The 26,996-nt window shown below is 36.4% G+C and carries 25 protein-coding genes; 8 read left to right on the forward strand and 17 right to left on the reverse strand.

Annotated elements, in window-relative coordinates:
• Positions 1 to 60 precede the first annotated feature (60 nt).
• From DYR29_RS02960 to DYR29_RS02980, 5 genes are all read right to left on the reverse strand, one after another.
• Positions 61 to 2,454, reverse strand: a complete 2,394-nt coding sequence (locus DYR29_RS02960; RefSeq protein ID WP_213279227.1) for a 3-hydroxyacyl-CoA dehydrogenase/enoyl-CoA hydratase family protein — start codon at positions 2,452 to 2,454, stop codon at positions 61 to 63.
• Between the two features lie 54 nt (positions 2,455 to 2,508).
• Positions 2,509 to 2,961, reverse strand: a complete 453-nt coding sequence (locus DYR29_RS02965; protein ID WP_034694513.1) for a MarR family winged helix-turn-helix transcriptional regulator — start codon at positions 2,959 to 2,961, stop codon at positions 2,509 to 2,511.
• 165 nt (positions 2,962 to 3,126) lie between these two features.
• Complete coding sequence (locus DYR29_RS02970) at positions 3,127 to 4,050, reverse strand: ABC transporter ATP-binding protein (RefSeq protein WP_213279228.1); 924 nt, start codon at positions 4,048 to 4,050, stop codon at positions 3,127 to 3,129.
• A gap of 225 nt (positions 4,051 to 4,275) precedes the next feature.
• Complete coding sequence (locus DYR29_RS02975) at positions 4,276 to 5,247, reverse strand: FecCD family ABC transporter permease (protein ID WP_213279229.1); 972 nt, start codon at positions 5,245 to 5,247, stop codon at positions 4,276 to 4,278.
• Between the two features lie 25 nt (positions 5,248 to 5,272).
• Positions 5,273 to 5,833 (reverse strand): TlpA family protein disulfide reductase, encoded by a 561-nt coding sequence (locus DYR29_RS02980; RefSeq protein ID WP_142716729.1) that lies wholly within the window; start codon positions 5,831 to 5,833, stop codon positions 5,273 to 5,275.
• Positions 5,834 to 5,866: 33 nt separating this feature from the next.
• On the opposite strand from DYR29_RS02980, the gene DYR29_RS02985 reads away from it, so the two are divergent.
• Positions 5,867 to 6,991: a ferredoxin--NADP reductase gene (locus tag DYR29_RS02985; RefSeq protein ID WP_213279230.1), complete on the forward strand. Its 1,125-nt coding sequence runs from the start codon at positions 5,867 to 5,869 to the stop codon at positions 6,989 to 6,991.
• Between the two features lie 56 nt (positions 6,992 to 7,047).
• Positions 7,048 to 7,605, forward strand: a complete 558-nt coding sequence (locus DYR29_RS02990) for a SanA/YdcF family protein (protein WP_374200534.1) — start codon at positions 7,048 to 7,050, stop codon at positions 7,603 to 7,605.
• Here the strand turns inward: DYR29_RS02990 and DYR29_RS02995 are convergent.
• Positions 7,602 to 10,211 carry a BamA/TamA family outer membrane protein gene (locus DYR29_RS02995; RefSeq protein WP_213279231.1) on the reverse strand — a complete coding sequence of 870 codons (2,610 nt, stop codon included), beginning with the start codon at positions 10,209 to 10,211 and terminating at the stop codon, positions 7,602 to 7,604. The genes DYR29_RS02990 and DYR29_RS02995 overlap by 4 nt on opposite strands.
• On the opposite strand from DYR29_RS02995, the gene DYR29_RS03000 reads away from it, so the two are divergent.
• Positions 10,197 to 10,922 carry a TrmH family RNA methyltransferase gene (locus DYR29_RS03000; protein WP_213279232.1) on the forward strand — a complete coding sequence of 242 codons (726 nt, stop codon included), beginning with the start codon at positions 10,197 to 10,199 and terminating at the stop codon, positions 10,920 to 10,922. The two genes, DYR29_RS02995 and DYR29_RS03000, sit on opposite strands and share 15 nt — an antisense overlap.
• A 68-nt stretch (positions 10,923 to 10,990) precedes the next feature.
• Here the strand turns inward: DYR29_RS03000 and DYR29_RS03005 are convergent, their stop codons facing one another.
• The 5 genes from DYR29_RS03005 to porQ form a co-directional block, all read right to left on the reverse strand.
• Positions 10,991 to 11,491, reverse strand: a complete 501-nt coding sequence (locus DYR29_RS03005) for a hypothetical protein (RefSeq protein WP_047375134.1) — start codon at positions 11,489 to 11,491, stop codon at positions 10,991 to 10,993.
• A 3-nt stretch (positions 11,492 to 11,494) separates the two neighbouring features.
• A complete protein-coding gene (locus tag DYR29_RS03010) occupies positions 11,495 to 11,803 on the reverse strand; it encodes a phage holin family protein (RefSeq protein WP_034694332.1) in 309 nt (102 codons plus the stop codon).
• Between the two features lie 79 nt (positions 11,804 to 11,882).
• The gene (locus tag DYR29_RS03015; RefSeq protein WP_047375131.1) at positions 11,883 to 12,233 is read right to left on the reverse strand and encodes a YtxH domain-containing protein; all 351 of its coding nucleotides are present in this window, start codon (positions 12,231 to 12,233) and stop codon (positions 11,883 to 11,885) included.
• Between the two features lie 96 nt (positions 12,234 to 12,329).
• Complete coding sequence (gene cmk, locus DYR29_RS03020; RefSeq protein WP_213279233.1) at positions 12,330 to 13,004, reverse strand: (d)CMP kinase; 675 nt, start codon at positions 13,002 to 13,004, stop codon at positions 12,330 to 12,332.
• A gap of 83 nt (positions 13,005 to 13,087) precedes the next feature.
• On the reverse strand, positions 13,088 to 14,080 hold the full coding sequence (gene porQ, locus DYR29_RS03025; RefSeq protein WP_213279234.1) for a type IX secretion system protein PorQ: 993 nt from the start codon (positions 14,078 to 14,080) through the stop codon (positions 13,088 to 13,090).
• A 166-nt stretch (positions 14,081 to 14,246) separates the two neighbouring features.
• On the opposite strand from porQ, the gene pyrH reads away from it, so the two are divergent.
• Complete coding sequence (gene pyrH, locus DYR29_RS03030; protein WP_047375127.1) at positions 14,247 to 14,954, forward strand: UMP kinase; 708 nt, start codon at positions 14,247 to 14,249, stop codon at positions 14,952 to 14,954.
• A gap of 80 nt (positions 14,955 to 15,034) precedes the next feature.
• On the opposite strand, the gene DYR29_RS03035 is transcribed toward pyrH, so the two are convergent.
• Positions 15,035 to 16,393, reverse strand: coding sequence for a lipase family protein (locus DYR29_RS03035; RefSeq protein WP_213279235.1), 1,359 nt, complete (start codon positions 16,391 to 16,393; stop codon positions 15,035 to 15,037).
• A gap of 418 nt (positions 16,394 to 16,811) precedes the next feature.
• On the opposite strand from DYR29_RS03035, the gene frr reads away from it, so the two are divergent.
• On the forward strand, positions 16,812 to 17,366 hold the full coding sequence (frr, locus tag DYR29_RS03040; RefSeq protein ID WP_047422796.1) for a ribosome recycling factor: 555 nt from the start codon (positions 16,812 to 16,814) through the stop codon (positions 17,364 to 17,366).
• A gap of 230 nt (positions 17,367 to 17,596) precedes the next feature.
• Positions 17,597 to 18,658 carry a 3-oxoacyl-ACP synthase III family protein gene (locus DYR29_RS03045; RefSeq protein ID WP_213279236.1) on the forward strand — a complete coding sequence of 354 codons (1,062 nt, stop codon included), beginning with the start codon at positions 17,597 to 17,599 and terminating at the stop codon, positions 18,656 to 18,658.
• 198 nt (positions 18,659 to 18,856) lie between these two features.
• On the opposite strand, the gene DYR29_RS03050 is transcribed toward DYR29_RS03045, so the two are convergent.
• From DYR29_RS03050 to DYR29_RS03070, 5 genes are all read right to left on the reverse strand, one after another.
• Positions 18,857 to 19,366 carry a hypothetical protein gene (locus DYR29_RS03050; RefSeq protein ID WP_213279237.1) on the reverse strand — a complete coding sequence of 170 codons (510 nt, stop codon included), beginning with the start codon at positions 19,364 to 19,366 and terminating at the stop codon, positions 18,857 to 18,859.
• Between the two features lie 75 nt (positions 19,367 to 19,441).
• Positions 19,442 to 20,239: a hypothetical protein gene (locus DYR29_RS03055; RefSeq protein WP_213279238.1), complete on the reverse strand. Its 798-nt coding sequence runs from the start codon at positions 20,237 to 20,239 to the stop codon at positions 19,442 to 19,444.
• Positions 20,240 to 20,347: 108 nt separating this feature from the next.
• The gene (locus DYR29_RS03060; protein WP_213279239.1) at positions 20,348 to 21,805 is read right to left on the reverse strand and encodes an LptF/LptG family permease; all 1,458 of its coding nucleotides are present in this window, start codon (positions 21,803 to 21,805) and stop codon (positions 20,348 to 20,350) included.
• A gap of 111 nt (positions 21,806 to 21,916) precedes the next feature.
• Positions 21,917 to 22,564, reverse strand: coding sequence for a LolA family protein (locus DYR29_RS03065; protein WP_047375113.1), 648 nt, complete (start codon positions 22,562 to 22,564; stop codon positions 21,917 to 21,919).
• Between the two features lie 64 nt (positions 22,565 to 22,628).
• The gene (locus DYR29_RS03070) at positions 22,629 to 25,208 is read right to left on the reverse strand and encodes an FtsK/SpoIIIE family DNA translocase (protein ID WP_213279240.1); all 2,580 of its coding nucleotides are present in this window, start codon (positions 25,206 to 25,208) and stop codon (positions 22,629 to 22,631) included.
• Between the two features lie 372 nt (positions 25,209 to 25,580).
• Between DYR29_RS03070 and DYR29_RS03075 the strand changes: the two genes are divergently transcribed.
• On the forward strand, positions 25,581 to 26,222 hold the full coding sequence (locus DYR29_RS03075) for a cysteine hydrolase family protein (RefSeq protein WP_213279241.1): 642 nt from the start codon (positions 25,581 to 25,583) through the stop codon (positions 26,220 to 26,222).
• A 66-nt stretch (positions 26,223 to 26,288) separates the two neighbouring features.
• Entirely contained in the window at positions 26,289 to 26,867 is a 579-nt protein-coding gene (locus DYR29_RS03080) for a Crp/Fnr family transcriptional regulator (RefSeq protein ID WP_213279242.1), read from the forward strand.
• Positions 26,868 to 26,996 lie beyond the last annotated feature (129 nt).

Genomic DNA, 26,996 nt, shown 5'->3' on the forward strand with positions numbered 1-26,996 from the left:
GCTCTCCAACTTTTAAAATTATTCATGCTATTAACAGTTCGCTCCTACGGAGCTTTCCCACTAGTTTCTTAATGGTTTTCCATTTTGTAACATATACTGAATTCTCTCCAGAGTTTTTCTTTCACCGCAAAGCTGAAGGAAGGTTTCTCTTTCAAGGTTCAATAGATACTGTTCTGTTACTACTGTTGGCTCAGACAGGTTTCCACCTACCATTACATTAGCTAACTTATCTGCAATTTTCTTATCGTGTGCAGAGATGAAGTTTCCGGTTAGCATCTGGTCAGTTCCTACGTAGAACATTCCTAATGCATCTTTACCAAGAACTTTTACTTTCTGCTCGATAGGTTGAGTATATCCTTGTTCTGCTAATAGTTTTGCTACTTTTTTAGCTTCAGCAATTTGTCTGTTTTTGTTTACGGAAACAATATCTTTTCCTTTTTCAAGGATTCCCATATCATAAGCTTCATATGCTGACGTAGCTACTTTACCCATTGCAATATTCATGAAAGCATCACGAAGTCTGTTATTTTTCACATCATCATTATGGAATTCTCTGGAAGTTCTTAAAGTCAGTTCTTTAGTACCACCACCACCAGGAATTACACCAACTCCGGTTTCTACTAGTCCGATATAAGTTTCTGCGGCTGCAACCACTCGGTCTGCATGCATTGTCATTTCGCATCCTCCACCTAGTGTCATTCCGTGAGGAGCAACTACTACAGGAATAGAGGAGTAGCGTACTCTCATCATAGATTTCTGGAAGTAAGCGATAGCCATATTCAAATCATCCCAATCCTGCTCGATAGCCATCATAAGAATCATGGCAAGGTTAGCTCCTACAGAGAAGTTAGCTCCCTGGTTTCCTACAACTAATCCGTCGTATTCTTTTTCTGCTAAATCAATCGCTCTGTTTAATCCATCAAGAACTTCGCCTCCAAGAGAGTTCATTTTTGAACGGATCTCGAAGTTGATAATTCCATCTCCTAAATCTTCAATAGCTGCGCCGGAATTACTCCACAGTGTTTTATTTTTTCGGATATTGTCTAAGATGATGAATGCATCCTGACCCGGGATTTTGTTATATTCTCCTGAATTTTTATCAACATAAATACTTTGTCCTTCGTCATTCACTTTATAGAAAGTTTCTACATTTTTCACCCAGTCTGAAACCTCGTATCCCGCATCTTTTGCCAGTTCAATACCTTTCTGAACACCTACAGCATCCCAGATTTCAAACGGTCCGTTTTCCCATCCGAAGCCAGCTCTCATAGCGTCGTCAATTTTGTAAACTTCGTCAGAGATTTCAGGAACTTTGTGCGAAACATAAGCGAATAATGCTCCTAAAGATTTTCTGTACAATTCACCCGCTTTATCTTTGCCTCCGATCAGAACTTTAAATCTGTCGATTGGTTTGTCAATCGCTTTTGTTAATTCCAGAGTAGGAAATGATGATTTTCCTTGGAGTTCATACTCTAAAGTATCAAGGTTTAATCCGTGAATTTCAGATTTTCCTTCTGCATTTTTCACTTTTTTATAGAAACCTTGTTCTGTTTTTGAACCTAACCATTTATTATCCATCATTTTCTGGATATAACCTGGAAGCGCAAATACATCGTTAAAGTCATTAGCTTCAGCGCCACTTTGACGAACTCCGTTGGCTACCATCACCAAAGTGTCAAGACCTACAACGTCAGCTGTTCTGAACGTAGCAGATTTTGGACGTCCGATCACCGGACCCGTTAATTTATCAACGTCAGAAACGGTAAGTCCTAATTTCTGTACATTGTGAAGAAGATCCATCATAGAGAATACTCCGATTCTGTTGGCGATGAAAGCAGGTGTATCTTTTGCTAAAACGGTTGTTTTACCTAAGAATTTCGCTCCGTAGTTCATATAGAAATCGATGATCTCAGGAGCTGTATCGTTGGTAGGGATAATCTCTAAAAGAGGAAGATACCTTACCGGATTGAAAAAGTGGGTTCCTGCGAAATATTTTTTGAAATCGTCGCTTCTTCCTTCTGTCAGGAAGTGAATAGGAATACCGGAAGTATTAGAAGAAATCAATGTTCCCGGTTTTCTGAACTGTTCAATCTTTTCGTAAACAGACTTTTTGATATCAAGCCTTTCTACTACTACTTCAATGATCCAGTCCGTATTTTTTATTTTCGGCAAATCATCATCAAAGTTTCCGATTTTAATTCTGTCTGCAAACTTTGGTGAATAAAGAAGTGCAGGACTTGCTTTTTTAAGTTTTTCAAAGTTTTCAGAAGCAATTCTGTTTCTTACTACTTTGTCATCTTTGGTCAAACCTTTTTTTTGTTCAGCTTCAGTAAGTTCAAAAGGAACAATATCCAAGAGTGATACTTCAACACCGATGTTGGCGAAGTGAGCAGCGATACCGCTTCCCATAATTCCTGAACCAAGAACCGTTACATGTTTGATTCTTCTTTTCATATGTAAATTTTTATTTTTATAAGATTATATGATCCCCAAAGGTTTCATCATAATTTACTTTCTGTTGTTTAATAATTCGTTTGCTATTTTCATGATTTCGGTCATCACGTCTTTAAAAGCATCCAGCTTTTCGGGAGCAATTTTTTCCATCACCTTCTTGTTGAAGTTGACTACGACTTCCTTTGACATATTTCTGGAGTTTAATCCTTTATCTGTAAGCTTAATGATAACCTCTCTTTTATCAGTAGTTGTCTTTTCCTTATAGATATATCCGTTATCTTCCAGAAGTTTGATGATTCTCGTTAATGAAGTGGGTTCAATAGCCATCTTGGGACCAAGATTGGTACTTCGGGTTCCTTCTTTAGGGTCAATTTTAAGAAGAGTAAGGGCCTGTACCGCTGTGGAATCATGTTCCTGGGCTAGTTCTGTGTACATTTTAGAAACAGCCAACCAGGTCTGCTTTAAAATTAAATCTACGTTTTCTATTTTTTCCTTATTATTATCCATCATTTTTGCGCCAATGGTTTTACCCAAATATAATAAATATTATGCATGCATAGTATTTATTAACGTTAAATTTTGTTAATAACCTGATAATAAATAGATTAAATTATATGATTAGCATAATACTATGCATGCATAGTATGTGGATTAATCAAAGAAAACCTAGTATTAATGAATGTTTGGGATCAAATTGATGATTTCTTCAAAAGATTCACATTGGTATCGGGCTGAATCTTTAGTAATTACCCAAAAAGCATTCTGAAAGTCAAAATTAAGGGCTGACAGGTCTTTTGGGAAGTTTTTTTGAAGCAGAGAATACAGCATTTCCTTATGAAACTGCGGTGCTGAGATGAAAGGCGGAATAAAAGTCTCATTGATTTGAAATAATGATGCGTTGGTGAGTTCATCATGCTGGAGAAGAATATCCTCCACAATTCCTGAATACAACTGTTTTTCCTTTACATACCATATTTTGTCTGCAAATTCTTTGGCTAATCTCCAGTCATGGGAAGAAAACAGGATAAGTTTATTCTGTTCTTTAGCCAGTTTTCTTAAGGTTTTAAGAATAATGATCTTGTTTTTTTCGTCCAGATGGGTCGTGGGTTCATCCAAAATAATGATCGGAGCATTCTGAGTTATTGCCCGTCCGATAAAAGCTTTCTGAAGGTTTCCGTCCGACAGGTTTTTCAGAAGGGTATATCTGTATTGATTTAAATCCAGTTCTTCAATGATGTGCGCCACTTCTTCACGGTCTTCTTTTTTCAGTTCAAAATAAAAAGGGTAGTAGATATATTTTCCAAGAGAAATAAGATCCTCAACGGTATAATGCTGCGGAATAACCGATTTTGAAAAAACAATAGCAATATTCTCCGCAATTTCTTTTACAGAAAGGCTTTTTACATTTTTTCCATGAATAAAAATTTCTCCATCTAGTAAAGGGAGCTGGTGCAGAATAGATTTGATCAGCGTTGTTTTTCCTACACCATTATTACCAATCAACAGGCATACATCGCCAAGCTTCAAGTCCGCATTGGCATTGGAGATTAATGTTGTTTTGTAACCGATATTTGCCTGTTTGATCTGTAGGTGCATAGTTAAAATGAGATGTTCATTGTTTCGTTTATAGCTTGATAAGTCGCGTTGATTAGGTCATGCTGAAAGCATCTCTGCAAATTTTGTTCAGATTCCTTCGGAATGACACATTATAAGCGTTTTCCCTTTTTGCTCACCGGAGAAAGTTATAAAATTATTCTTAAATACTATGAGTAATTTTCTTGATTCACATTAAATTTGAATTGATTGGTTTATATACTAATATTATACCTTATTCTGTTTCAAAAGCATCATCAGAATCACAGGAATCCCAAATACAGAGCTTATCACATTCAGAGGAATCTGTGTTTTTTCTGCAATCACCGAGAAAAGCAGCATGATCAGCATTCCAAGAAACATATTAAGAATCCACTGTTGCCAAAGTTTTGAAGGATTATAAACAAGTCTGCAGAAGTGGGGAACAATAATTCCAATAAAGAGAATAGGTCCCAAAAATGCCGTAATAGAAGCTGAGAGGAGAGAAGAAGCAACTATTATTAAAAACTTCAGCTGTTTCAGATTTACACCTAAACTTTGTGCATAGGAACTGCCGAGAGAATTTCCAATAAGTGGTTTTATGGCCCTAAAACAGATAAATGCTCCAATTAAAACCAAAATAAACAATACATAGATCTGGTTTCTGGTTACCATGTTATTGGCTCCGAAAGACCATAATATATAGTTTTTCAAACTTTGATTCTCCGCATAAAACTGAAGCAATGATACAATGGCTCCGGCAAAAGCAGAGACAAGAAATCCAAAAATAATAAGATAAGATTTGTCCTGAAATCTGTTAGACATCGACAATAATATCAGCATCAGAAGTAAACTTCCTCCAATAGCTGATAAACTGAGGAAGCTGTTCTGTAAAAACTCTGGAAGTAAAATATCGTGGGAAAAGAAAATATAGAAGGCAACAGACAAGCTGGCTACCGAAGTGATTCCCAATATATCAGGTCCTGCCAGCGGATTTTGAAAATATTCCTGCATCAGAAAACCTGAAGTAGGAATTGAAATTCCGGCTAACATCATTACAAGAACACGATTGATACGGATTTCAGCAATTTGATTATGATCAGAATTCAGAAAAAAATCCTGAAAATTTAAACTTAAAAATCCTGTATTCAGATTGATGACCGCACTAATAATAATGGCAATCACGAATAGCAAACACAGGATTTTAAATCTTTTTGACATGATTCAGAAAGAGTTCAGTCTATTTTTATTGTAAGAAAGAATCGATTTTTGAATTTAATACATCTTCCGTCATCATTCCCAGATATTCATCGGTCTTATCTCCTTTTCTCATAAAGGTAAAAGGAATAGAACCTCCGTCCCATTGTTTGAAATTGGAAGTGAAGAAATTTTGATCTAATTTTTGTCCATCCAATAAGATCACACTTTTTCCCAACTTATTTTCTGTAGCAAAATTCTTTACAGCATCAGCCCAGTCAGCTTTATCATCAAGATTGATGAAAGTGAATTTTACGGGTTTACCCTTCAGCTCTTCCATTTTACTTTTAAAACTTGGAATTTCTCTCATACATGGCCCGCACCAGGTTGCAAAAAAGTTAGTGACATATAAAGTATCATTATTTTTTGCTAAATACTGACTTACATTTTCAGGAGAAAGCTCTTTGGGAACATACGTACTTTCTTCAGCACCTGTAGATTGGGCTACAGAAACAGAATCTGAAGCTGCTGTATTTTCGGTTTTCTGACCTTCTTTTTTACAGCTGTACAATGCAGTAAGGAGTAACGTGGATAAAATTATCTTCTTCATAAATTATTTTTTATCTATTTTTGAATTGAAGTTATGGAACAACAAATCTATAAAGGGAAACTGATACAGTTTCATCCGTTAAAAATAGCGAAAAAGGAAGAGCTGACCAAAAATACTTTTTCTCTGGAGTTTGATATTCCTGAGAATTTAAAGGAAAATTTCAGGTTTGAAGCAGGGCAGTTCGTCAGTATAAGATTTCAGGCACATGGGAAAGAGGTTATTAATGATTATTCAATGACTTCGGCTCCCTATGAAGGTAAAATATGTCTGGGGATAAAAGTTAATTCCGTTGAAGGGGCTACTTCGCAATTATTTCAAAACTATAACGCTGGTGACGAACTATGGGTGAGTGAACCCGCAGGAAGATTTACTATCGTATCCAAACCCAGTGAATTCAGGACGATTGTAGCCTTTGCTGCAGGTATTGGAATTACCCCGATTTTGAGTCATTTTAAAAATATTCTTCACAACGAACCCAGAACACGGTTATTTTTATTTTTTGGAAATAAAAGTTCTGACGATCTAGTGTATCGGGACCAACTGGATAATCTTGCCAGAACTTGTGGTGACAGACTTCAGATTTTTTACTTCTTCTCGCAGGAGAAAACAGGAGATCAGTTTTTTTATGGCAGGCTGGATGCCAAAAAATTAAATCTTATCATTAATCAGATTCTTCATCTGGATGATACAGACGAAGAATCTACGATCTGGGATGCGGTGGACGAAGTGCTGATCTGCGGAAAAGGGGAAATGATCAAGACATTGGCCAATGCCTGCTATCACCATGGAATTCCAAAAAAGAACATTCATTTTGAACTTTTTGAAGAATTCAATGATGATATTTATCCTGTAGAAAAGGAATTTCCTCTGATTGAGGATATAGAGGTTGAATTTACCATGCTCGGAAAAAAATATACTACTCATCTTCCTGATAACAAGGATAAAATCCTGCAGCAGCTTTTGATTCAAAAGTTTCCGGTTCCTTATTCGTGTAAGTCCGGAATTTGTGGAAGTTGTGAATGTTCTTTGGAAGAAGGTGAAGTGGAACTGCTGGAAAATGAATATCTTACTGAAAAAGAGGAAGAGCAGGGACACATATTATCTTGTATGTCTATTGTGAAAAGTAAAAAAATAAAGCTTAACTTTGATCTTAGTTGAGAGTTATTAGGAACATATTTAACCTGGGTTTTATATCATTGGAATTAGGAATTCTGATGATATGCTTCTGTAATGTATGGGTTTTCGGGCTTACCAACGGGAGAACCTATACTAAAATCTCAAAAATCCCACCAAGAGAAGTAGCATTGGTTTTGGGAACATCTCCGAAAATGAGATCCGGAAAATCTAATCCCTATTTTACGAAAAGAATGGATGCTGCGGCGCTTCTTTATCATCATGGGAAGATCAAGAAAATTATAGTGAGCGGGGAGAAGAGTACAGGTTACAATGAACCGAGAGCAATGAAAAATTACCTGGTTTATCTGGAAGGGGTTCCTGAAGATATTATTGTGGAAGACCCGAAGGGTTTCAATACCTATAAAAGTATTCTCCGTTGTAAGGATGTGTATAAAAAGAAGAACGTCATTATTGTATCTCAGGGATATCACAACCTTAGGGCTTTGTTTTTTGCGAGAAATAATGATATGAATGCTTTGGGATTTGATGCTCAGGATGTCACAAAGTCCGAAAGCTTCTACAGAAACCAGACGAGGGAAATCCTCGCCCGTGTGATTGCTGTAGTCTATTTTATTTTAGGTGTTTCTCCGGATTAGAAAGGATATCCGAACGCGATATTAACAGTAGGTTTAAAAGGCTGGATATATTTGAATCTCCATCGGTCTCCATCAGGTTTATTCGGGTCATAGATCTTATAAGCAAGGTCAATTCTGGCCGTTACATAGGCGATATTAACCCTTAATCCGAATCCACTTCCGATACCTACCTGCTTCAGGAACTTATTGAATTTAAACTCATCCCCATATCCGTCATTATAGTTACGAAGACTCCATGTATTTCCTATATCGGTAAATAAAGCTCCCTCATAAGTCTTATTGAACGGAATTCGGTATTCAATATTGGTAGTAAGCTTCAAATTATCTGTCATGTAAGTACGTACTCTTTCATCCACCTGAGAATCTGCAGGACCTAATCCTCCAAATGCTACCCAGGCTCTGATATCGTTGGAACCTCCATTGAAATATGATTTGATGATCGGCATATCCTGAGAATTTCCATACGGTATTCCCACCCCGATAAACTGGCGAAGTACCAATGTCTGATTTCCATTGAATTTAAAATACTTTCTGGCATCAATATCAAATTTTATAAACTGTGCATATGGAAGCCCGAAAATGGTTTTTTGAGGACCGGTAACAACACCTCCGTCGTTACCTTTTTTATTGAATAAGCTTAAAATGTTACCTGCAAGCTCAACTTTCCCATTAAAATAAAAGGCGTTTGGATATTCTTTTTTTCCGATTTCACTGTATACAAAGTTATAAATCATGGAAGAAATAAGAACATCCTGCGTCTGCCTGTCTTTGTTCACCAATGTTCCGGTAAATGCCGTTAAAAGATCTCTTCCCTGCTGATCAAGACTTCCACGGTAAGCATCATTCTCAATAATCTTTTTGGAAACCTCATCTACACTGAGTTTTCCATCTTTATAATCTTGTCCGGTTTGCGCAGTTTCCGGGTTAAACATAAAATAATTCCCGAAAACTTCATCTTTTACCCTTCCGTCATTCACAAAATAATCGTAGTAGGCATCTTTATTTTTTGTCAGGCTGACCTGAGTATTGAATAAGGTAAGCTTATGATACACCTGATCATTAACACTTGCCTGATAGTTCAGCCCTGTATTGAAAATCAACCTTCCCAAACCGATATTGTTCTGTATGGATGCCCCCAACAAAATAGATGAAGTAGGCGTGTATCGCTTAGGAATGAATTTATAGTAATTAAAAGGAAGCAAAAGCCTCGGGAAATTCAAAGATGCCTGAGCTGATATCTCATAGGCGGCAACTCTTTTATCAATATCCTTGGTACTTCTGATCGATCCAAATGTTCCTGAAAGACTCGTTGAAAGGTTTTCTGCCCCTCTGAAAACGTTTCGGGTCGTAAGGTCTACGGAAGGAGAGATACCGAGATTTAAGACCTGAGAATAATTGATATCTGTTCCCAGTTTAAATTCGTACTTCGGAAGCGGTTTTAATACATATAATAAATCAACAATACTGTCGTTAGGTGAAGCCATTCCTCCTTGTCTCAGGGAATCTCTTGCCTTAACGATGCTGAAATTGTTCATGGCCAAAAGGTTTCTCTTGGTTACATCAAGTTTAGTCTGATCAAAAACTTTTTTACTGTCCGGAATAATAGCTCTCCATATAGATGAAAGTTTATATTTATCATTCATCGTATGGAACCTTATTCTTCTTAAGCTGTCTTTTTTTGTATTTTTAGGGTAATCACCAGGCTCATCTACAATGGCAACATCTATATTTCCGAAAGTTGAAATCTTATAAGGTGTATCCAGAGAGTCTTTATGGATTTCCAGTGTCAAAGGAATCTGCTTTCTGCTTTTAAGAGAATCTGCCACAAAATAAACCTCATCATTGGAGGCGTTGAATCTGTAGAAACCAAACTCTCTCATCATATCAGTAATTCGGGTTACCTCTCTCTCCAGAACGGTCTGATCAAGTATCTGCCCGGATCTCACAAGACTTTTGTTCAGATTATAATTGTAGTAGCCTTTGATCCCCTGATCCGGAATATTGTAAAAATAATCCTTGATCATGGTAGGATCGTTATGTTTAATAGAATAATTAACGGTTGCTTTTTTTGAAGCAGAATCCAAATTATGTTTAAAGGTTACGTCTGCATCCCAATATCCTCTGTAAGTAAGCCTTTTTTTAATAGACTCAGCACTTTTTTCACTTCTGGTCTGGTCAAGAATTACGGGCGGTGTTCCCCAATTATGCAATAAACGATCGAACAGCAAACTTTTTCCGACACTGCTTTTCATATTATATTTAAGGAATAAAGAGTCTCTCAGCTTCTGATTTCTCATCTCACCGGGATAGGTCATGTATTCATTAAGTATCGTATCATATTTCGGATCAGCCATATTATACAGAAGAAGACTTAATGGCATGAAAAGGAATTGCTTTTTATTGGGCTTTTGCTGAATATAATCTTTCAGTTCCTCATCGAAAAATTCTTTCTTATCCTCGAATCCTAATGTGTTCTTGGTAAGCAGATATTCGCCTTCAGGAACTTTTTTTGTTGTACTACAAGCATAAAGGAGACCAACAAATGTTGCAAATGAGATAATTTTATAATATTTTTGAGGAGAATTCTTATAATGCTTACAGCTCATACAATAAAAGTTTTACAATCTTTAGATAAAAAGAAGTTCAGACAAAAATACAATTTGTTTTTGGTTGAAGGTAATAAAATCATTTGTGAACTTTTTAATTCTAACTTTAAAGTTAAAGAAATATTTTCAACCGATCCACAAAAATTGGACCGTACTGATATTCCCGTTATCCATATCTCTGAAAATGAATTAAAAAAAATCAGTTTTCTTAAAACGCCGAAAGATTCCGTAGCGGTATGTTATCTTGCGGAGGAAGAAAAGTTGGCGGATAAGAATATACAGCTGGTTTTGGATGGAATACAGGATCCCGGAAATTTAGGAACGATTATACGACTGGCAGACTGGTTCGGAATAGAACAGATTATCTGTAGTGAAGATACCGTGGATGTCTACAATCCGAAGGTGATTCAGGCTACTATGGGCTCTTTTACCAGAGTTAATATGGTGTATACTGATCTTGTGGAATATCTTTCTGAAACGGAAAATATAAATATCGGGACGGATATGGAAGGGGAGAACATCTACACGTTTGATAAACCTGAAAAAATCAATCTGATCTTAGGAAATGAAGGAAACGGAATGAGACCGGAAACCGAGAAGCTTTTACAAAAAAGTATCAGTATTCCGAGATTTGGAAAATCCCAGTCTACAGAAAGCCTGAATGTTTCAATGGCTGCGGGGATTATTTTAGGGCAGTTATTTTCAAAATAAAGATTTAAAAATTAGGGCCCAGGAAGTGAAAATGTAAAACTATTTTCTAAATCCTAAGCCCTAATTCCTTAAATCAGTTGTTCCATACTGGAAACACTTTTATTTTTCTGATATACTTCCATCTTTTTTCTGACATACTTCAATGCTATAGGCGCAAGGTAGATCAATGCAGCACCAATAAGCTTTTTCTTCCAGTTGGAGCTCTTCATGTTCTTTTTGGCGTAATTTCCTACAATAGCGGTAACTCCTAGTTTAACAAGGCTGTCTGTAATATTACCACCTTTGAAAGCGGAGCTTGCAATCCCTACAGCGGTATTTTTGTTAATCAGCAAATCTTTTACTTCTGAGGTAAGCTGCTTGGCAATGACGTCCTTTCTCAGAACTACTTTTTCATCACCGTCTTCATCTATCTTTTCCTGAAGGTACTGATCACTTAATCCGTTGGTAAAGGCACTCAGGCTTTCCTTCGTATTTTTGAAGGTAAGAAGATTCTCCAGATCACTTATTTCACCTTGAAGCAGTTTTTTCTTTCTTCTTAATTCTTCTATGCTCTCGTATTTTCTGCCCATAGTTTAATGATTTAAAAATTTAATAACCTGATCTGCAACAGTATTTACGATCTTAGTTTTGAAGGCAACAACGAATGCCATTACCAGTGCATAGAATGCAGCAACAATTAAGAATCCGTAAGAGTAATTATCCAGTGCCTTTCCGATAAGGAAAGCGATTCCAAAATTGAAAAGGATAATAAAAAAAGCAAAAGCAACAAGCAGTACTACAAAGTAAGTAATGAGCCCGGCAGAAAGAGACGACTTTTCAGTTGCTTCAATTTTCAGAAGATCTATTCTCTTGGAGGCGTATTCTTTAATAGTTTCTATCATTGTTTTTTTTTAAAGTTACAAAAAAAGGAACTTTTGCACAAAAGTTCCTTTCTGTAATTTACTTAAAAAGATAAATTACTTATTTTTTTAGATCGTTCAGTTCTGCTTCTACATCTTTTGCCAAATCTGCAGTTTTAGAAACAATCTGATCTTTATATTTGTCATATCCGTCTTTCACAGTATGTGCTACGCTGCTTGCCGTTTCTTTGAAAGTAGAAGAAATATTGCCATATTGGTCTTTTACTTTTTCAGAAACCTCTCCGTATTTATTTTTAGCCTGATCTTTAAGATCATTTGCTTTATCCTTGATTTTTTTTCTGGTTTCTTTACCTTCTTCCGGTGCATAAAGCATTCCTAAGATTACACCTGCCGCAGCACCTGCAAGAAGTCCTGCCAATATACCTGCTGTATTATTTCCTTTTCTAGACATTTTAAGTTTTTTAATAATTAATAATAAGATTAGTTTTTACAGTAATAAAACTTACAATTTGTATACCAAAGGAGGCTGGGAGCCTATTAAAAATTGTTAAATCTTTTCGATGTGAGATAAAATAAGCTCTATAGTTTCTTCTTTGGTCAGTTCCGAATTATCAATAACGGTAGCGTCGTCAGCCTGCTTCAAAGGGGCTATTTCACGCTCGCTGTCAATCTTATCTCGTTCTATAAGGTTCTGCTTTACCTGTTCTTTATCTGCTTCAATTCCCAGGCCCTGCAGTTCCAGAAACCTTCTGTTAGTTCTTTCGTCAATGCTGGCAGTAAGAAAGAATTTATAGTCTGCATTTGGCAGAACTACTGTCCCAATGTCACGTCCGTCCATAATGACACCTCCTTTTTCTGCCAAAGTGCGCTGTGACTGCAGCAAAAAGTCTCTTACTTCTTTCTGTTTGGCCACAAGGCTTACATTGTCAGATACTATATTGGTACGGATTTCTTTAGAAATATCCGTGTCATTAAGGAAAAGAATAAGAGTTCCGTCGTTATTTTTAAACTCAAGGCTGATCTGGTCTAAAGAAGAGAATAATGTATTCAGATCAATTCCTCCATTTTCGTCCAGACAATGCTGCAATGCATACCAGGTAACTCCTCGATAGAGAGCTCCTGTGTCCATATGAATAAGTCCCAGTTTATCTGCAATGATTTTAGAGATAGAACTTTTTCCGGTAGACGAGTACCCATCGATAGCAATTACAGGTTTTTTCATACTGCAAATTTCAAGATTTTTTCTTAAAAATCAAGAGGAAGTAAGAAAAATTCAGAATAATTAAGAAAATTTAAGCCGGAATATTATTCTCCTCTATGACTTGAAAGGTCCATAGAAATTCCTATCTGATTGACATTGGAAGAGTTGTGATATCTTACGTGTGCATAATCTATACGGAATCTGGAAACTTTTACTCCAAATCCTGCAGAAAGTCCTGAGAAGTTTCTCTGATCTGCAACCGCCAGTTCATTTCCTCTTTTTACATTATATCCCAACCGGATGTTGAAATTCTTTTCCGGAAACAATTCAGCGCCCAATGAAAAGTGGTCTGCAATTTTTCTGCCGGCATTCACTTTCTGTCCGTCCAGGTTATATTCTGAAGAAATATCGAACTTCTGAAGATCATGCGCCGTAATGGTAATCGCAAGAGGGAAGTTCTTGATGATTTTGGTATACCCCAGATCAATTCTGAAAGGAAGATTTTCTCTTGTTCCATTGAATGACTTCAGCTGGAAACCAAAATTTCTCATCACCAAAGAAAGTACTTCTTTGTTCTTTTTATTATGATAGGTAACTCCCGCTGTTCCTGAAATTGCGGAAGAAGTATAGTTGTCAATTTTTGAGGTAACGAAATTAAGTCCTCCACCAATCGTCCAGTCTTCTTCAAACTGGTAGGCATAGCCTGCGCCAATGGCTACATCCGAAGCTTTGAACTCTCCGTTTTCAAAACCGCTTTCATCCGTTCTCGGTGTACTTCCATAGCTCATATACCTGGCATTGATGGTAGCCATGTGGCCATTATCAAAGTCTTTGGCATAAGCAATAGTTCCGTATTTTGAATCGGCAAGATAAGCTGTTGCGTTTACAGAAAGCTGTTTGTCAGAATCTCTATTTAACAGGGCAGGGTTTGCAATAGCAAAGGAAACATCATAATCTCTTATCGAAATTGCATCACCACCCAAAGCAGCCTGTCTTGCAGATACAGGTACATTTAAGAACGGATAAACATTTGTTCCTGTTTGCGCATAAGAAACAATTCCTGATAGAAATAATGAAAAAATGATAATTTTCTTCAACTCAATTTATAATTAATGCAAAAATAATCCTTTTTCGTACTTTTCAAAATATTTCTTACATTATTTCTATTTAATATTTTTCTTTTATCAAAATTTTTAATGATTATATTTGCAAAAGCAAAATCGGGGTAGACCCACACTAATAAAAAGTTACTAAAAATAAAAGATGAAATATAAAAGAATCCTTCTGAAACTGAGCGGTGAGGCCTTAATGGGAAACAGACAATATGGTATTGATACCGAAAGACTACAGGAATATGCTGTTGAGATCAAGAAAGTAGTCGAAAAAGGCTGTGAAGTTGCGATCGTGATTGGAGGAGGAAATATCTTCCGTGGTGTTGCAGGAGCTGCAAAAGGAATGGACAGAGTGCAGGGAGATTATATGGGAATGCTGGCTACTGTCATCAATGGCATGGCGTTGCAGGGAGCATTGGAAGATGCAGGAATCAAGACAAGACTTCAGTCTGCTATTGAAATGGATAAAGTAGCTGAACCTTTCATCAAAAGAAGAGCGGTAAGACACCTTGAAAAAGGAAGAGTAGTAATCTTCGGAGCAGGAACAGGAAACCCTTACTTTACTACAGATACAGCGGCTACTTTAAGAGCAATCGAAATTGGAGCGGATGTAATCTTAAAAGGAACAAGAGTAGACGGCATCTATGACAGTGATCCTGAAAAAAATGCTGATGCTGTAAAATACAATTCATTATCGTTCGATGAAGTATTTGAAAAAAATCTTAAGGTAATGGATATGACTGCCTTTACTTTGAGCCACGAAAACAAATTGCCAATCATCGTATTCGATATGAATAAAGACGGTAACCTGTCAAAAATTGTAGACGGAGAAAATGTAGGTACTTTGGTTGATTTATAATCAATTTATTAGAAAAAATATAAAAAACACCTGCCACGATTATCGTGACAGGTGTTTTGTTTTTATAGCAATTGTAATACCTATTTATCTGCTTCAATATTTTGCGTTGCATTTTCCTTTTCAACTAGAGTGTAATGGGAGAAAACCCATTCAATGATCTGATTTATAATTTTCATGATCATCTCAAACTCGGTGACGGCAGTTACTCCCGGTACCAGTTTCACAACGTCCGGTTTGGGCAATGGCTTTGGTAGAATAAGACCGGTCACCTGAGGATCAGATCCGGTTGCAGGAATACCATTATACATGCCCACATGCTGTACTGATAACTGAAGCATATAATCCTGTAAGGTTGCCGGAGGTGTTTTGATGCTGATCGAGGAGCTGCTTGAGTGCTGCAGTTGGCCCGGAAGTGATTGGTTTTGTATCCTTGTATAGCTGGCTCCTGATTTTGAAGAATCATCAATAGCCATCTTCTGTAAAGCTTTTAATATGGAGGCCGTCATATTGGTAGTAGCCTGTCCATATATAGTTGCAATTTTTTCCAGTTCTGATACCTGCCACGCATGAGGGACAACATCCAGATCATTCCAGTGCATGGTATTCCAGCTTTGGTAAGTGCCTGATTGTTGCTGCCATCCTGGTGGCAATGGCGGGAATTTGCTGTTGAACAGGCTGGCAAATGCTGCCTCACCCGGAGTTGGCCCGGCGGTAGGATATACAAGTGTTACACCGAATGCATTCAGATCTTTATTTTCTTTCAGATAAAGAGCAAGGGTAGGTGATAATGCTCCTGCAAGACTGTGTCCGCAAAATATAATAGCTGTACCCGGTTCCGGATTTAAGCCTGCAAGAAACTGCTGCAGTGTAGTTTTAGGTGAAGCTGCAGAATCCGGGCTCTCAAGTCCGAGAAGGATACTTACACCGGTAGCAGTACCTTTTGAAATATAAGGATCGGTGCCATTATAAGCTGACGGAGTGAAATTGGAAGGATTGTAAGTCGTCCAGTTTACCACTTCTGAAACTGAGAAATCTTCTGTTTCCCAATCGTAAAGGGATGATGGATTAGTTGCTGCAATAGCTACGACATAAGCAGGCAATGTAGGGCCTCCCGGAAATGCAACAGCCTCACATTTAACTACGTATAATGCATTATCTGCAACTCCTGTAGGAACTCCCTTTTCATTTTTTTCCTCGATCAGAGCAGGGCCCCAGACAAGATCCCAGCTTCCTAATTCCGATAGAACTGAAGGGTTAGCTGTGGAAGGTGTTTTCTGATCCATCATTTTAACCGGAGGAACATTGTTAAAATAATAGGATAAATCATATTGAAGCTGTTGTTGCAGCTGGATACCAAAACCGTTGTAGCCTCCTGCGCGGTTGGCAAGACCTGCCATACCAAATACTTGTTGATAGGCATCTAAAGATGGATTTGTCATAATGTGATTGGTTTAAATTAGTTTATAAAGTGATGATGAATTCTTTTACATGAAATTCTCTTTTGTGTGATATTATAATCTCTGTTGAGAGCTTTACTAAATGATAAAGTAAAATAAGCCATAAAAAATGGCTTGTAAATCAGTAGAAATAACCAAAATATCCTATAGGTATTTGTACCGGAAGACTTCATGTAGGATCATTAAAAGCCATCTTCTTTTTTCAAAACAGAGCCAAGTACACAAAATCCATCTGTGAAATACCTATTATTCAAAAACAATCATTATTTTTGCAGCACTGAATAGAAAAAAATAGTTTAAAACAGTGAAAGAACACTGATGCTTACAGGATTTTCAGGCTTTAACTAGTTGATATTCAGGTTATTAATAGATGTGTAATTTATCAAACTTTAATATAATAATGGAAGAATTAGATCTTATATTAGAATCTGTAAAACAAGACATGGATGCAGCTGTAAAGCACCTGGATCACGCATTTCAAAGAATTAGAGCAGGACGTGCTTCTACATCAATGGTTCAGGATGTAATGGTAGAATACTATGGAGCAATGACTCCTATCAACCAGGTTGCGAATGTTTCTGTTCCGGATGCAATGACAATCTCTATTCAACCTTGGGACAGAACTGCAATCAATGCGATTGAGAAAGCGATCATCAATTCAAACTTAGGTTTTGCACCTTCTAACAACGGAGAAAACATTATTCTGAATGTTCCGCCTTTAACAGAGGAAAGAAGAAAAGAACTTGCAAAACAGGCTAAAGTGGAAACTGAGAACACTAAAGTAACGGTAAGAAACGCCAGACAGGACGGTTTGAAAGAACTTAAAAAGTTAGATGGTGTTTCTGAAGATGTGGTAAAAGGAGTGGAAGAAGAAATCCAGACTTATACCGACAAATATGTAAAGCTTTGCGATGAGCATCTTAAGACAAAAGAAGCTGAAATTATGAAAGTATAATTTTCAGTTGTTGAAAATAATAAAGAGGTTTCCGATGGGAGCCTCTTTTTTTTCTTCCGGATAAGCTGGTTATATTGCTTTTAAACTATGTATTTGGTTTTTTTGTTTAGAACTTTATCGTAAAGAGGTCACATTCCATAATATATTGGTGAGTATTTACGTTAATTCATTATATTTATAGAATTATTCCTGCAGACTTAACTTAAAACAGGAAATTAAACATTTTAAAAGTGATGACGAAGATTATTGGTGTAGGCAACTACATACCATCTGAAACGATAACCAATCTGTTTTTTGATAAGCATATTTTTCTTAATGAAAAGGGTATATTATTAACAGAAAATAATACATCTATTACAGATAAATTAAAAAAAATTACGGGTATTGAAGAAAGAAGATATGCTCATAGTACTGAGGTTACTTCAGATCTTGGATTTATTGCAGCAAAGGCTGCCATTGAAAATGCAGGAATAGATCCTGAGACATTAGACTATATTATTTTTGCCCATAATTTTGGAGATGTTCGTATTGGAACAGTTCAATCCGATGCGGTTCCAAGCCTTGCGGCAAGGGTAAAGCATTTATTAGGAATCAGAAATAACTTCTGCGTGGCGTATGATGTTCTTTTTGGATGTCCCGGCTGGATTGAAGGTGTGATACAGGCTAATGCATTTATTAAAGCCGGTATGGCTAAACGATGTCTGGTGATTGGCGGGGAAACTCTTTCCCGTGTAGTGGATATTCATGACAGAGACAGTATGATCTATGCTGATGGAGCAGGAGCGGCCGTACTGGAAGTAAACAATGATGATGACTCCGGAATAAAGGCTCATTTGTCAGCTTCTTATACCTTTGAAGAGAAAGATTATCTGTATTTTGGGAAATCTTATAACAATGATAAATGCCAGGATACAAAATATATCAAAATGGATGGACGTAAAATATATGAATTCGCCCTCATAAATGTTCCGGATGCCATGAAAAAATGTCTGGACAGCAGTGGATATTCCATTAGTCAGTTAAATAAAATTATCATTCATCAGGCTAATGAAAAAATGGATGAAGCTATTGTTAACAGGTTCTACCAATTGTATAATACACCGGTTCCTGAAAATATAATGCCTATGGTCATTCATAAACTTGGAAACAGCAGCGTGGCGACCATTCCGTCTTTGCTGACTATGATTTTAAAGGATGAACTTGAACATCATAAAATCCAGAAAGATGATGTGGTATTATTTGCTTCTGTGGGTGCAGGAATGAATATCAATGCTTTTGTATATAAGTTTTAAGCTTAAAAATTTAAATTTTCAATACTAAAAATAAAAAAGAGGTTTCCGATTGGAAGCCTCTTTTACTTTTACAGACATTTTATAGGTTCTTTCTGGTCTTTATGTTTTAGCAGCAATTGATATGTTTTATACAATTCATTCGTATCACATTGAATTTCTTTGTTTGGAATGTTATCAGGAGCGGTTTTTTCTTTCTGATCAGATTTTATGCTGTATTTTTTTTTCGAGGCATTTCAAGGGTTTGTCATTCTGAAGATAGATACGGGTTTCTGTAATATCATCTTTCGTAACAGGTTTTTCCGGAGTGCCACCATCAAAATTCCATACGGTTTCCTGTCTGAATATAAAAAAAGGCTTTCCATCTTTTATAAAATATTTTTCAGATCCGGAGAAATGGCTGTGTTCTGCATAAAAATGCTCTATCACCTTGATCTCATTTTTGTCGGAATAAAAAATAACTTCGCCTGAAGGTTCATCATTACAATCATAAGTAAATTTTGACTGACTTAGTTTTTTAGCCTCCAGTTGAGCCTGAAGGGCGGCATATTCTTTTTTAATCTGATCAATAGGATCTTCTGCTGTTTTGGTTTGTACAGAATCTTTTTTGGCAACAGAACTGTCCATTGAAGCAGATTGTTTATGAACTGCTTTATCATTTTTACATGAAAAAACAAGAAAGAGACTCGTTGTGAGAAATACAATTTTCATAAGACAAATGGTTTGTTGGTGAATAAAAATACAAAAAATGTCACAAAAAAGGCTTTCGATTGAAAGCCTTAGTTTTTATTTGCAATTTTCATTGTAATCATAGATTACTTCATTGATAATTGAAAGTTTATCTACTGTAGCATTGCTGATTTCATCCCGGATAAATTTCCCGAAACCGGACCTTTTTTTTTCTTCATTTTTCAGAGAACCATATTCTCCTTTTGCTATTTTTGCTTTTACATATGGACAGTCTGCAAGGATGAGTTTTGCTTTTGCAGGCGTCAGTTCTTCCACTTTTCCGCCTTTTTTAGAAAAGATGTAATTGGGATTTTCTCTTAAACGGTCTGTTTCTGCCTGTGTAATTGCCTGTGTGCTGTTGGGAGAAAGAGCTGTAGGATAACCATAGAGTTTATAAACGGTTACCTTACCCTCTGTCACTACTTCTGCGAACTGATCTGTTCTTGAAAGGTTATTGATCGCTTTAAAACCTGCTGACAATCCTGTTAAGCTTTCAGAACTGTTTAAAGCTTCTCTCATGTTCGAATATTTAACCGATTTAAAGATTCTTGGAGTATCCCCTTCATACACCATATATTCTTTAATATCGCCTGTGTCGTAGGTTTTGAATTTGATCTTGTTTTTTACTTTGTCAATATCTGCAATGGCTGCAAATTTTACTTTTAACTGATTTTGCCACGGGCTGGAATATCCTCCGTGCAGATGGACAACGCCTTCTGTTTTTTTTCCGCTTTTATCAATAATGTAGCCGTATTTTTCACCGTTGTAGGTTCCGTTTTCATCCTGATCCTGAGCCTGAGCATAAGCATTCAGAGATACAAGACCGAAAAGGCCAATAAGTAGTAATTTCTTCATGGTATTGTTTTTAAGTTCCAGCAAATATAATTTTTTATATCCGAAATAACTCAACAAAAAAGCTCCGAAAAGTAATCGGAGCTTTTTATTTTTATTGTGATATCAGAATTATTGATATCTCTGATGTTCTTTACTTTTGGTAAACCTTTTAGTAATAGGTTTGAATAGTGCTTTGTATTTTTCAGCATCAAATAATTGTGAATCTGTAAGGGCTTTATACGTCATCCAAACTCCAAAAGGCAGAAGGATCAGATTAGGAAGCCACGCGGCAAGGTAAGGATTCATTTTTCCGCTCCATGACAAGTTTTCTACCCCAACATTCATTACATAAAAGACAATAAAAATTACAATAGCGATGATTACCGGAAGTCCCATTCCTCCTTTTCTGATGATAGAACCTAAACTGGCTCCAATCAGGAAGAAAATAATACAGGTCACCGAATACGCTACAATTCTCTGTTGATAAATAACAACCTTGCTGAAATATTTTACATTGGAACTGTATTCATTCTTTTTAGATTCCAGTGTAGACTTCAGGTTATCCAGTCTGGTGTAAGAATTATAAAGGATTTCCAGCTTTTTTTCTCCTTTTACCGTATCCAGTTTGATCTGTGTTTTTGGCACTACTTTATGCTTGTTGCCTTTATCCATATAGGTCACAACAGAATTGGTCTGGTTAAGAACTTCGGAGCCAATATTATCAAAGAACTGTTTATTGTCTTTTTTGTTTTTGTTAATTGTTCCGTCAAGCTGGTTGTAAGTCTGAAAACGGTAGTCGTCCGTGATCTGCTCTTTTTCGATCGCTTTATTAATGATTTCACTGATGTCAAAGTGAGAAACCAATGTGTCAAATTTAATGGCCTGATCGGGTTGTTTCTGTCTTACATTATCTCCTTTTCCGGCAAAGGCATCTTCAAATACATATCCGTTATATAAAACAAGCTTCAGGAAATTCTTATTAGCTGCAGGAACAAATTTTCCCTTTTCTGCTACAACAGATTGTTGATTTTCGTAAGCATTGGCTTTTTTATGTACAAAAACCCCTTCAATATTTTTTCCGTTTTCCCCGTATATTTTGTCAAATTTCACCATATAACCGGGAATCTGATCAATAAACTGGCCAGGAGTAAAGTTGATTGCCGGTTTTGTCTGGGCAATATTGAAAAGCATGTTTTTGGCTTTTTTCTGAAAATCCGGGATAATATTATTGGAGAAGAAAAACAACATAATCGCAAGCGCTGTTGAAATTCCCAGTAGGGGAGTCATTACCCTGGTCAAAGGAATTCCTGCCGCTTTCATCGCTGCAAGCTCATACCGTTCCCCAAATTCCCCGAACGACATGATGCTCGCAAGGAGAATGGTAAGCGGTAACACCATACTGATGACATTTACCCCAAGATAAAAAAGAAGTTTAAGGATCTGCCAGTAGCTTAATCCTTTTCCCATAAACTGTCCTAACTGAACCCAGATAATGTTTACAATAAAAATAAAAAACAATACGCTGAATATAAAGAAAAACGGTCCAAAGAAGGTTTTTATGATATATCGGTCTAGTATTTTTAACATGAGCCAAAATTAATCAAAAAGCCACAAAGTTTTACTTGTGGCTTTTTATATTTTGTTATTTTTTTAACTTAAAAAGCAAATTTGCTTAGTTGCCAATTCACTTTCAGCTTTTTAAAGTTCTGTAATTACGTAATTTTTAAACTTATTCTTGTCAAAAACAAACATATTAGGGTCCAGTTGCTGATTTTCTTTGTATTCTTTAATCGCAATTACGGCCACATCTTTGTTGTTTCCGTGTTGTTCCAGTTTTACCATTTGCTTTTTAGCAGAATCTACAAATAAATATACGAACTGTATTCCGTTTGCTTTTACAGGAGTCAGCTTAATGAAATCAGCATTTACCCCGTTTACCATCTTCTTACCGTTATAGGTTACATTATAATCATTTCTGTAAGTTGTAAGGTAGTTGATAGGGGAGAACATGGTACCGCTTCCGTTAGGCTTAGCGATTGTTACTTCCATATCATCTGCATTGATATTGTAAATCTTGCTTCCGTCGAAGATCTGTTCCGTGTCCATGATCTTCAGTTTGTATTTTTCCCCTGCAGCGTAATAAATACCTGGTTCTGTTTTCGTCACCTGCCCGTTAAGGCCGCTTCCAAAAGAAAATTTGAAGTAAGAATTCTTTTTAGAATTGTAGTTGGCTGTAATATCATCCAATATCTTCTTAGCCTTAGCATCAATCTTCTGAGCATTGGCCATACCTACTGCACCTACAACAAAACTTCCTAATATAACTTTTGAAATAATATTTTTCATTTTTTTATTTAATAATCTTTAGACATTGTAAACTCTGAAAGGTTAAATCATTCAATTTTTCCCTTTAACTACGCAGATCTTCCAAAAACTGTTCCAAAGAATGAAGATCGCTGATCAGAACCTCTCTTGCTTTAGCTCCGTTAAAACCTCCCACAATACCACTGGCTTCAAGCTGATCCATAATTCTTCCGGCCCTGTTGTATCCCAGTTTCAATTGTCTCTGAAGCATTGATGTAGAACCTTGTTGGGTTGAAACGATAATTCTTGCCGCTTCTTCAAATAAAGCATCTTTTTCGTTCGGGTCAAAAGTACCTACTGTACTTGTAGAGTCTTCAGAAACATATTCAGGAAGTAAGAATGCAGAAGCATATCCTTTCTGCTCTCCAATAAACTCAGCAAGTCTTTCTACCTCTGGCGTATCTACGAAAGCACATTGAAGTCTTAATATCTCATTTCCATTGAAATAAAGCATATCTCCTTTACCAATCAGCTGATCTGCGCCCGGAGAGTCAAGGATCGTTCTGGAGTCTACACTGGAGATTACTCTGAAGGCTGCTCTTGCAGGGAAGTTGGCTTTAATCATACCTGTAATTACGTTTACGGATGGCCTTTGTGTTGCTACAATAAGGTGAATTCCTACGGCTCTTGCAAGCTGTGCCAGTCTGGCAATCGGTAATTCTACCTCTTTTCCTGCTGTCATGATCAAATCTGCAAACTCGTCTACTACCAATACTATATAAGGTAAGAAACGGTGTCCGTTGTCAGGGTTTAATTTTCTTTCTGCAAATTTCTTGTTGTATTCTTTCAGGTTTTTGCAGAAAGCATTTTTAAGAAGATCATATCGTGTGTCCATCTCAATACAAAGAGAGTTCAGCGTATTGATTACTTTATTGGTATCAGTAATGATTGCTTCTTCCGCATCCGGCAGTTTTGCTAAATAATGTCTTTCAATTTTTGAATATAAAGAAAGCTCCACTTTTTTAGGATCCACCATGACGAACTTCAGTTCGCTTGGGTGTTTTTTGTAAAGAAGTGAGGTAAGGATTGCATTAATCCCTACAGATTTACCCTGACCTGTTGCTCCCGCCATCAGTAAGTGAGGCATCTTTGAAAGGTCAGCCATAAAAATTTCGTTAGAAATCGTTTTTCCGAAAACCACGGGAAGATCCATGTCTGTATTCTGGAATTTCTGAGAAGCAATTACAGAACGCATAGAAACCATCGTAGGGTTTTTTCTTGGTACCTCAATACCAATTGTTCCTTTCCCCGGCATCGGAGCAATAATCCTGATTCCTAACGCGGAAAGGTTCAATGCAATATCATCCTGCAGTTTTTTAATAGCTGCTACTCTGATTCCCGCTTCCGGTACAATTTCATATAATGTGACAGTAGGACCAATTGTTGCCTTGATCTCTGCAATTCCTACGTTGAAGTTTTTCAGAAGCCCAACGATCTTATTCTTATTTTCTTCTAATTCTTCTTTGTTGATGGAGATTTCTTCACTTCCATAATCTTTCAGTAATTCTACAGGTGGCATCTGGAATTTAGCCAGATCAAGCTTGTGATCATATAAACCGTGTTTTTCTACAAGTTCCTGAGATTTTTTATCAGAATCATCCAGAATGTCAATTACAGGGGCTACTTCTACATTGAATTTAATGTTTTCCTGTGCCGGTGCAGTGTTTACAGCAGAAGATGGAGAAGATGGTCTGATATCAAATGCTTCTTCCGGAGTAGAAACCGGAACAATAGGTTTTGTAGAAAGATTTAAACTTACCGGCTGGGCAACCTCTCTTGGCTCCACTTCAAAAGAAGTGTGGTTTGGAGTCGTAATGGTTTCTATACCGGTTGAAACCGGAACTTCCGGAAATCCTTTCGGAACACTTACAGGTTCTGGTTCTTTTATTGTATGGATTGAATTATTGGAAGTGCTATTGGTAACATCACTTACCGTAACACGAGATGGAGCTGTTTCTTCAATTTCTTCAGCTTCTTCTTTCAATTCCTCATCTGCCTCGAAGTCATCATTAGAGTCCGGAATCATAGATTTTACTTTTCCAATAGTATTTTCATTGATCTTATCCAATTTTGCTTTGATAGAACTTGGACGAAGATTAAATTCTAGAATAAAATACAAAAGAATACTTGCCACCAACACAGTCCATAGACCTACCGCTCCAATAATAGAATTAAGGTAATCCATAATCTGATATCCATATACGCCTCCTAAAACACCTTGTCCTTTAGTAAGTGCTCCCATAAAAATTGGAAGCCAGCAGATAAAAAACAAAGAGTGCCCGAAGGTTTTCCATGGTTTGAAGATTTTCTTCTTAAGGATTAGAGTGCCGACTACAAGAAATAAAAATGCAATGATGAATGAAGCAATACCAATACTTTCGAAAATGAAGATATTCCCCAGCCAGTCACCAGCCTTGCCAAAGATATTTGAAGATTTTATAGTCTTGTCCAGCATCGTTCCTGCCTGGCTTTGATCTGCTTTCCAGTTCATTAAATAAGAAATGAATGAGAATGCAAGAACAGCCGATAAAAGTATAAAAGTAAGCCCGGAAAAAATACGTGGCTTAGATAAAATTTTGCCTGTTTCAGGCGATTCAGTCTGTTTTTTTTGTGTCTTTTTATCCATAATATCAATGTCGCAAATTTAATGTTTTTTCAACACTAAAAGAATCTTTTTTCTCCAAAAAACATTTTGGAAATCCCACTTTTTACAACGATTATTTAAAATTTGATTAAAAAATATTGTTCGCAATTATAAAATAAAAATAGGGCTATTTTTTTTGTTTATGCAAATCTGATGCTGTTAAATTATATTAACTAATCATATTTGTTTTTCTTTAAAAAAGATAATACAATTTCTGATTTAAATTTAGAGAAATGAAAAAAATAATAATATTAAAAATTATGATTGATATTATTGAAGGTCAGGTGCATTTTTTGAACTAGTTCAAAGGTCAGGATTGGTAACAATTATAATTTTGTCTCAGAAATTTCACACATGGAAAATAAATTCAAAACAATTCTGACCTTAGGTCTGATATTTATTTCACTGATTACAATGAACGCACAAAAACAAAAAATGGAAAACACAGCATTATTAATTATCGACGTACAAAATGATTATTTCCCGGGAGGAAAAATGACATTGGAGAAAGCTGAGCAGGCTGGAGAAAATACCAGGAGAATTTTAGAATATTTCAGGAGCAGCAATCTTCCTGTCATTCATGTCAAACATATCTCAACGAATGAAGGGGCTACTTTTTTTCTTCCGGATACAGATGGAGCTAAGATTAATCAGCTGGTTTTGCCGAGAAAGGATGAGAAAATAATTACCAAGCATTTTCCCAACAGCTTCAGAGAAACGGATCTCATGAACTATCTCCAGTCAAAGAAAATCAAAAACCTGGTGATTACAGGAATGATGACGGATGTTTGTGTAGAGGCAACTACCAGAGCGGCTTTTGATTTTGGATTTAATAATACAATTATTGGAGATGCTACAGCCACCAGAAATCGTGAACTGAATGGGGAAGTGGTAAATGCTGCGGAAGTTCAAAGATCTTTTTTAGCGGGAATTTCCGCTCTTGGGAATCTTTATGCCCGTGTAGTTAATACCAATGATTTTTTAAACAGAAAATAACTTAACATAACTTAGTTTTGTAAAGGTGTCAATAATTTGATACCTTTATTTTGCTTAAATAACATAATGTCCGATCTGCTATATAAAAACATCAGCAAATATGTAAATCTTTCCAAAGAAGATTTCAATCAGTTTATAAAACCTTTTGAATGCCGAAAGTTTAAAAAGAAGGAAATTGTTCTCAAAGAAGGGGATTATTGTGCTTTTGAAGGATTTGTTCTGAATGGCTGTTTTAAAATCTATTACCTGAACGAAAACGGATTTGAACAAACCCTGTATTTCGCGGTAGAAGGATGGTGGATCACAGATATTGACAGTCTTATCAATAATGTACCGAGCATTCTGAATATTGAGGCCCTTGAAGACAGTGAAGTATTGATGATTTCCAAAAAAGACAAAGAATATTTGTATGAGACCATGCCTCAGATAGAAAAACTTTTCAGGATAATGAACCAGAATTCTTCAGTAGCATTGCAGAGAAGGATACTTTCTTTAACGGGGAAAACGGCAGATAAGCGCTATCTTGAATTTCTTGAAAAGTACCCCGGATTGGAACAGAAAATTACCCAGCAGCAGGTGGCTTCTTATTTGGGAATTACTCATGAATTTTTAAGTAAAATCAGGAAGAAAATCTTTGAAAAATAATTTAAAAATGGTTTCGGAATAATTCAGAATATGGATTATTTTTGAAAGTTTTCCGGGCACATGTCTTGAGATTAAAAATAGAAGCCTTCGATCACGGATATAGGTATTATGAATCTGTATTTTTTCGGT

Origin of the sequence: Chryseobacterium indologenes (genome assembly GCF_018362995.1) — a bacterium.
GTDB lineage: Bacteria > Bacteroidota > Bacteroidia > Flavobacteriales > Weeksellaceae > Chryseobacterium > Chryseobacterium indologenes_G.

Coding starts and splice junctions, on each gene's coding strand:
- DYR29_RS02995 (WP_213279231.1), bottom strand. CDS start 10,211: ATGAGCTGTAAGCATTATAAGAATTCTCCTCAAAAATATTATAAAATT.
- DYR29_RS02980 (WP_142716729.1), bottom strand. CDS start 5,833: ATGAAGAAGATAATTTTATCCACGTTACTCCTTACTGCATTGTACAGC.
- DYR29_RS03070 (WP_213279240.1), bottom strand. CDS start 25,208: ATGGATAAAAAGACACAAAAAAAACAGACTGAATCGCCTGAAACAGGC.
- DYR29_RS03050 (WP_213279237.1), bottom strand. CDS start 19,366: ATGAAAATTGTATTTCTCACAACGAGTCTCTTTCTTGTTTTTTCATGT.
- DYR29_RS02960 (WP_213279227.1), bottom strand. CDS start 2,454: ATGAAAAGAAGAATCAAACATGTAACGGTTCTTGGTTCAGGAATTATG.
- DYR29_RS03035 (WP_213279235.1), bottom strand. CDS start 16,393: ATGACAAATCCATCTTTAGATGCCTATCAACAAGTATTTGGTATGGCA.
- DYR29_RS03060 (WP_213279239.1), bottom strand. CDS start 21,805: ATGTTAAAAATACTAGACCGATATATCATAAAAACCTTCTTTGGACCG.
- DYR29_RS03005 (WP_047375134.1), bottom strand. CDS start 11,491: ATGGGCAGAAAATACGAGAGCATAGAAGAATTAAGAAGAAAGAAAAAA.
- DYR29_RS02965 (WP_034694513.1), bottom strand. CDS start 2,961: ATGGATAATAATAAGGAAAAAATAGAAAACGTAGATTTAATTTTAAAG.
- DYR29_RS02990 (WP_374200534.1), top strand. CDS start 7,048: ATGATATGCTTCTGTAATGTATGGGTTTTCGGGCTTACCAACGGGAGA.
- DYR29_RS03075 (WP_213279241.1), top strand. CDS start 25,581: ATGGAAAATAAATTCAAAACAATTCTGACCTTAGGTCTGATATTTATT.
- DYR29_RS02975 (WP_213279229.1), bottom strand. CDS start 5,247: ATGTCAAAAAGATTTAAAATCCTGTGTTTGCTATTCGTGATTGCCATT.
- cmk (WP_213279233.1), bottom strand. CDS start 13,004: ATGAAAAAACCTGTAATTGCTATCGATGGGTACTCGTCTACCGGAAAA.
- DYR29_RS03010 (WP_034694332.1), bottom strand. CDS start 11,803: ATGATAGAAACTATTAAAGAATACGCCTCCAAGAGAATAGATCTTCTG.
- frr (WP_047422796.1), top strand. CDS start 16,812: ATGGAAGAATTAGATCTTATATTAGAATCTGTAAAACAAGACATGGAT.
- DYR29_RS02970 (WP_213279228.1), bottom strand. CDS start 4,050: ATGCACCTACAGATCAAACAGGCAAATATCGGTTACAAAACAACATTA.
- DYR29_RS03015 (WP_047375131.1), bottom strand. CDS start 12,233: ATGTCTAGAAAAGGAAATAATACAGCAGGTATATTGGCAGGACTTCTT.
- DYR29_RS03000 (WP_213279232.1), top strand. CDS start 10,197: ATGCTTACAGCTCATACAATAAAAGTTTTACAATCTTTAGATAAAAAG.
- DYR29_RS03080 (WP_213279242.1), top strand. CDS start 26,289: ATGTCCGATCTGCTATATAAAAACATCAGCAAATATGTAAATCTTTCC.
- pyrH (WP_047375127.1), top strand. CDS start 14,247: ATGAAATATAAAAGAATCCTTCTGAAACTGAGCGGTGAGGCCTTAATG.
- DYR29_RS02985 (WP_213279230.1), top strand. CDS start 5,867: ATGGAACAACAAATCTATAAAGGGAAACTGATACAGTTTCATCCGTTA.
- DYR29_RS03065 (WP_047375113.1), bottom strand. CDS start 22,564: ATGAAAAATATTATTTCAAAAGTTATATTAGGAAGTTTTGTTGTAGGT.
- DYR29_RS03055 (WP_213279238.1), bottom strand. CDS start 20,239: ATGAAGAAATTACTACTTATTGGCCTTTTCGGTCTTGTATCTCTGAAT.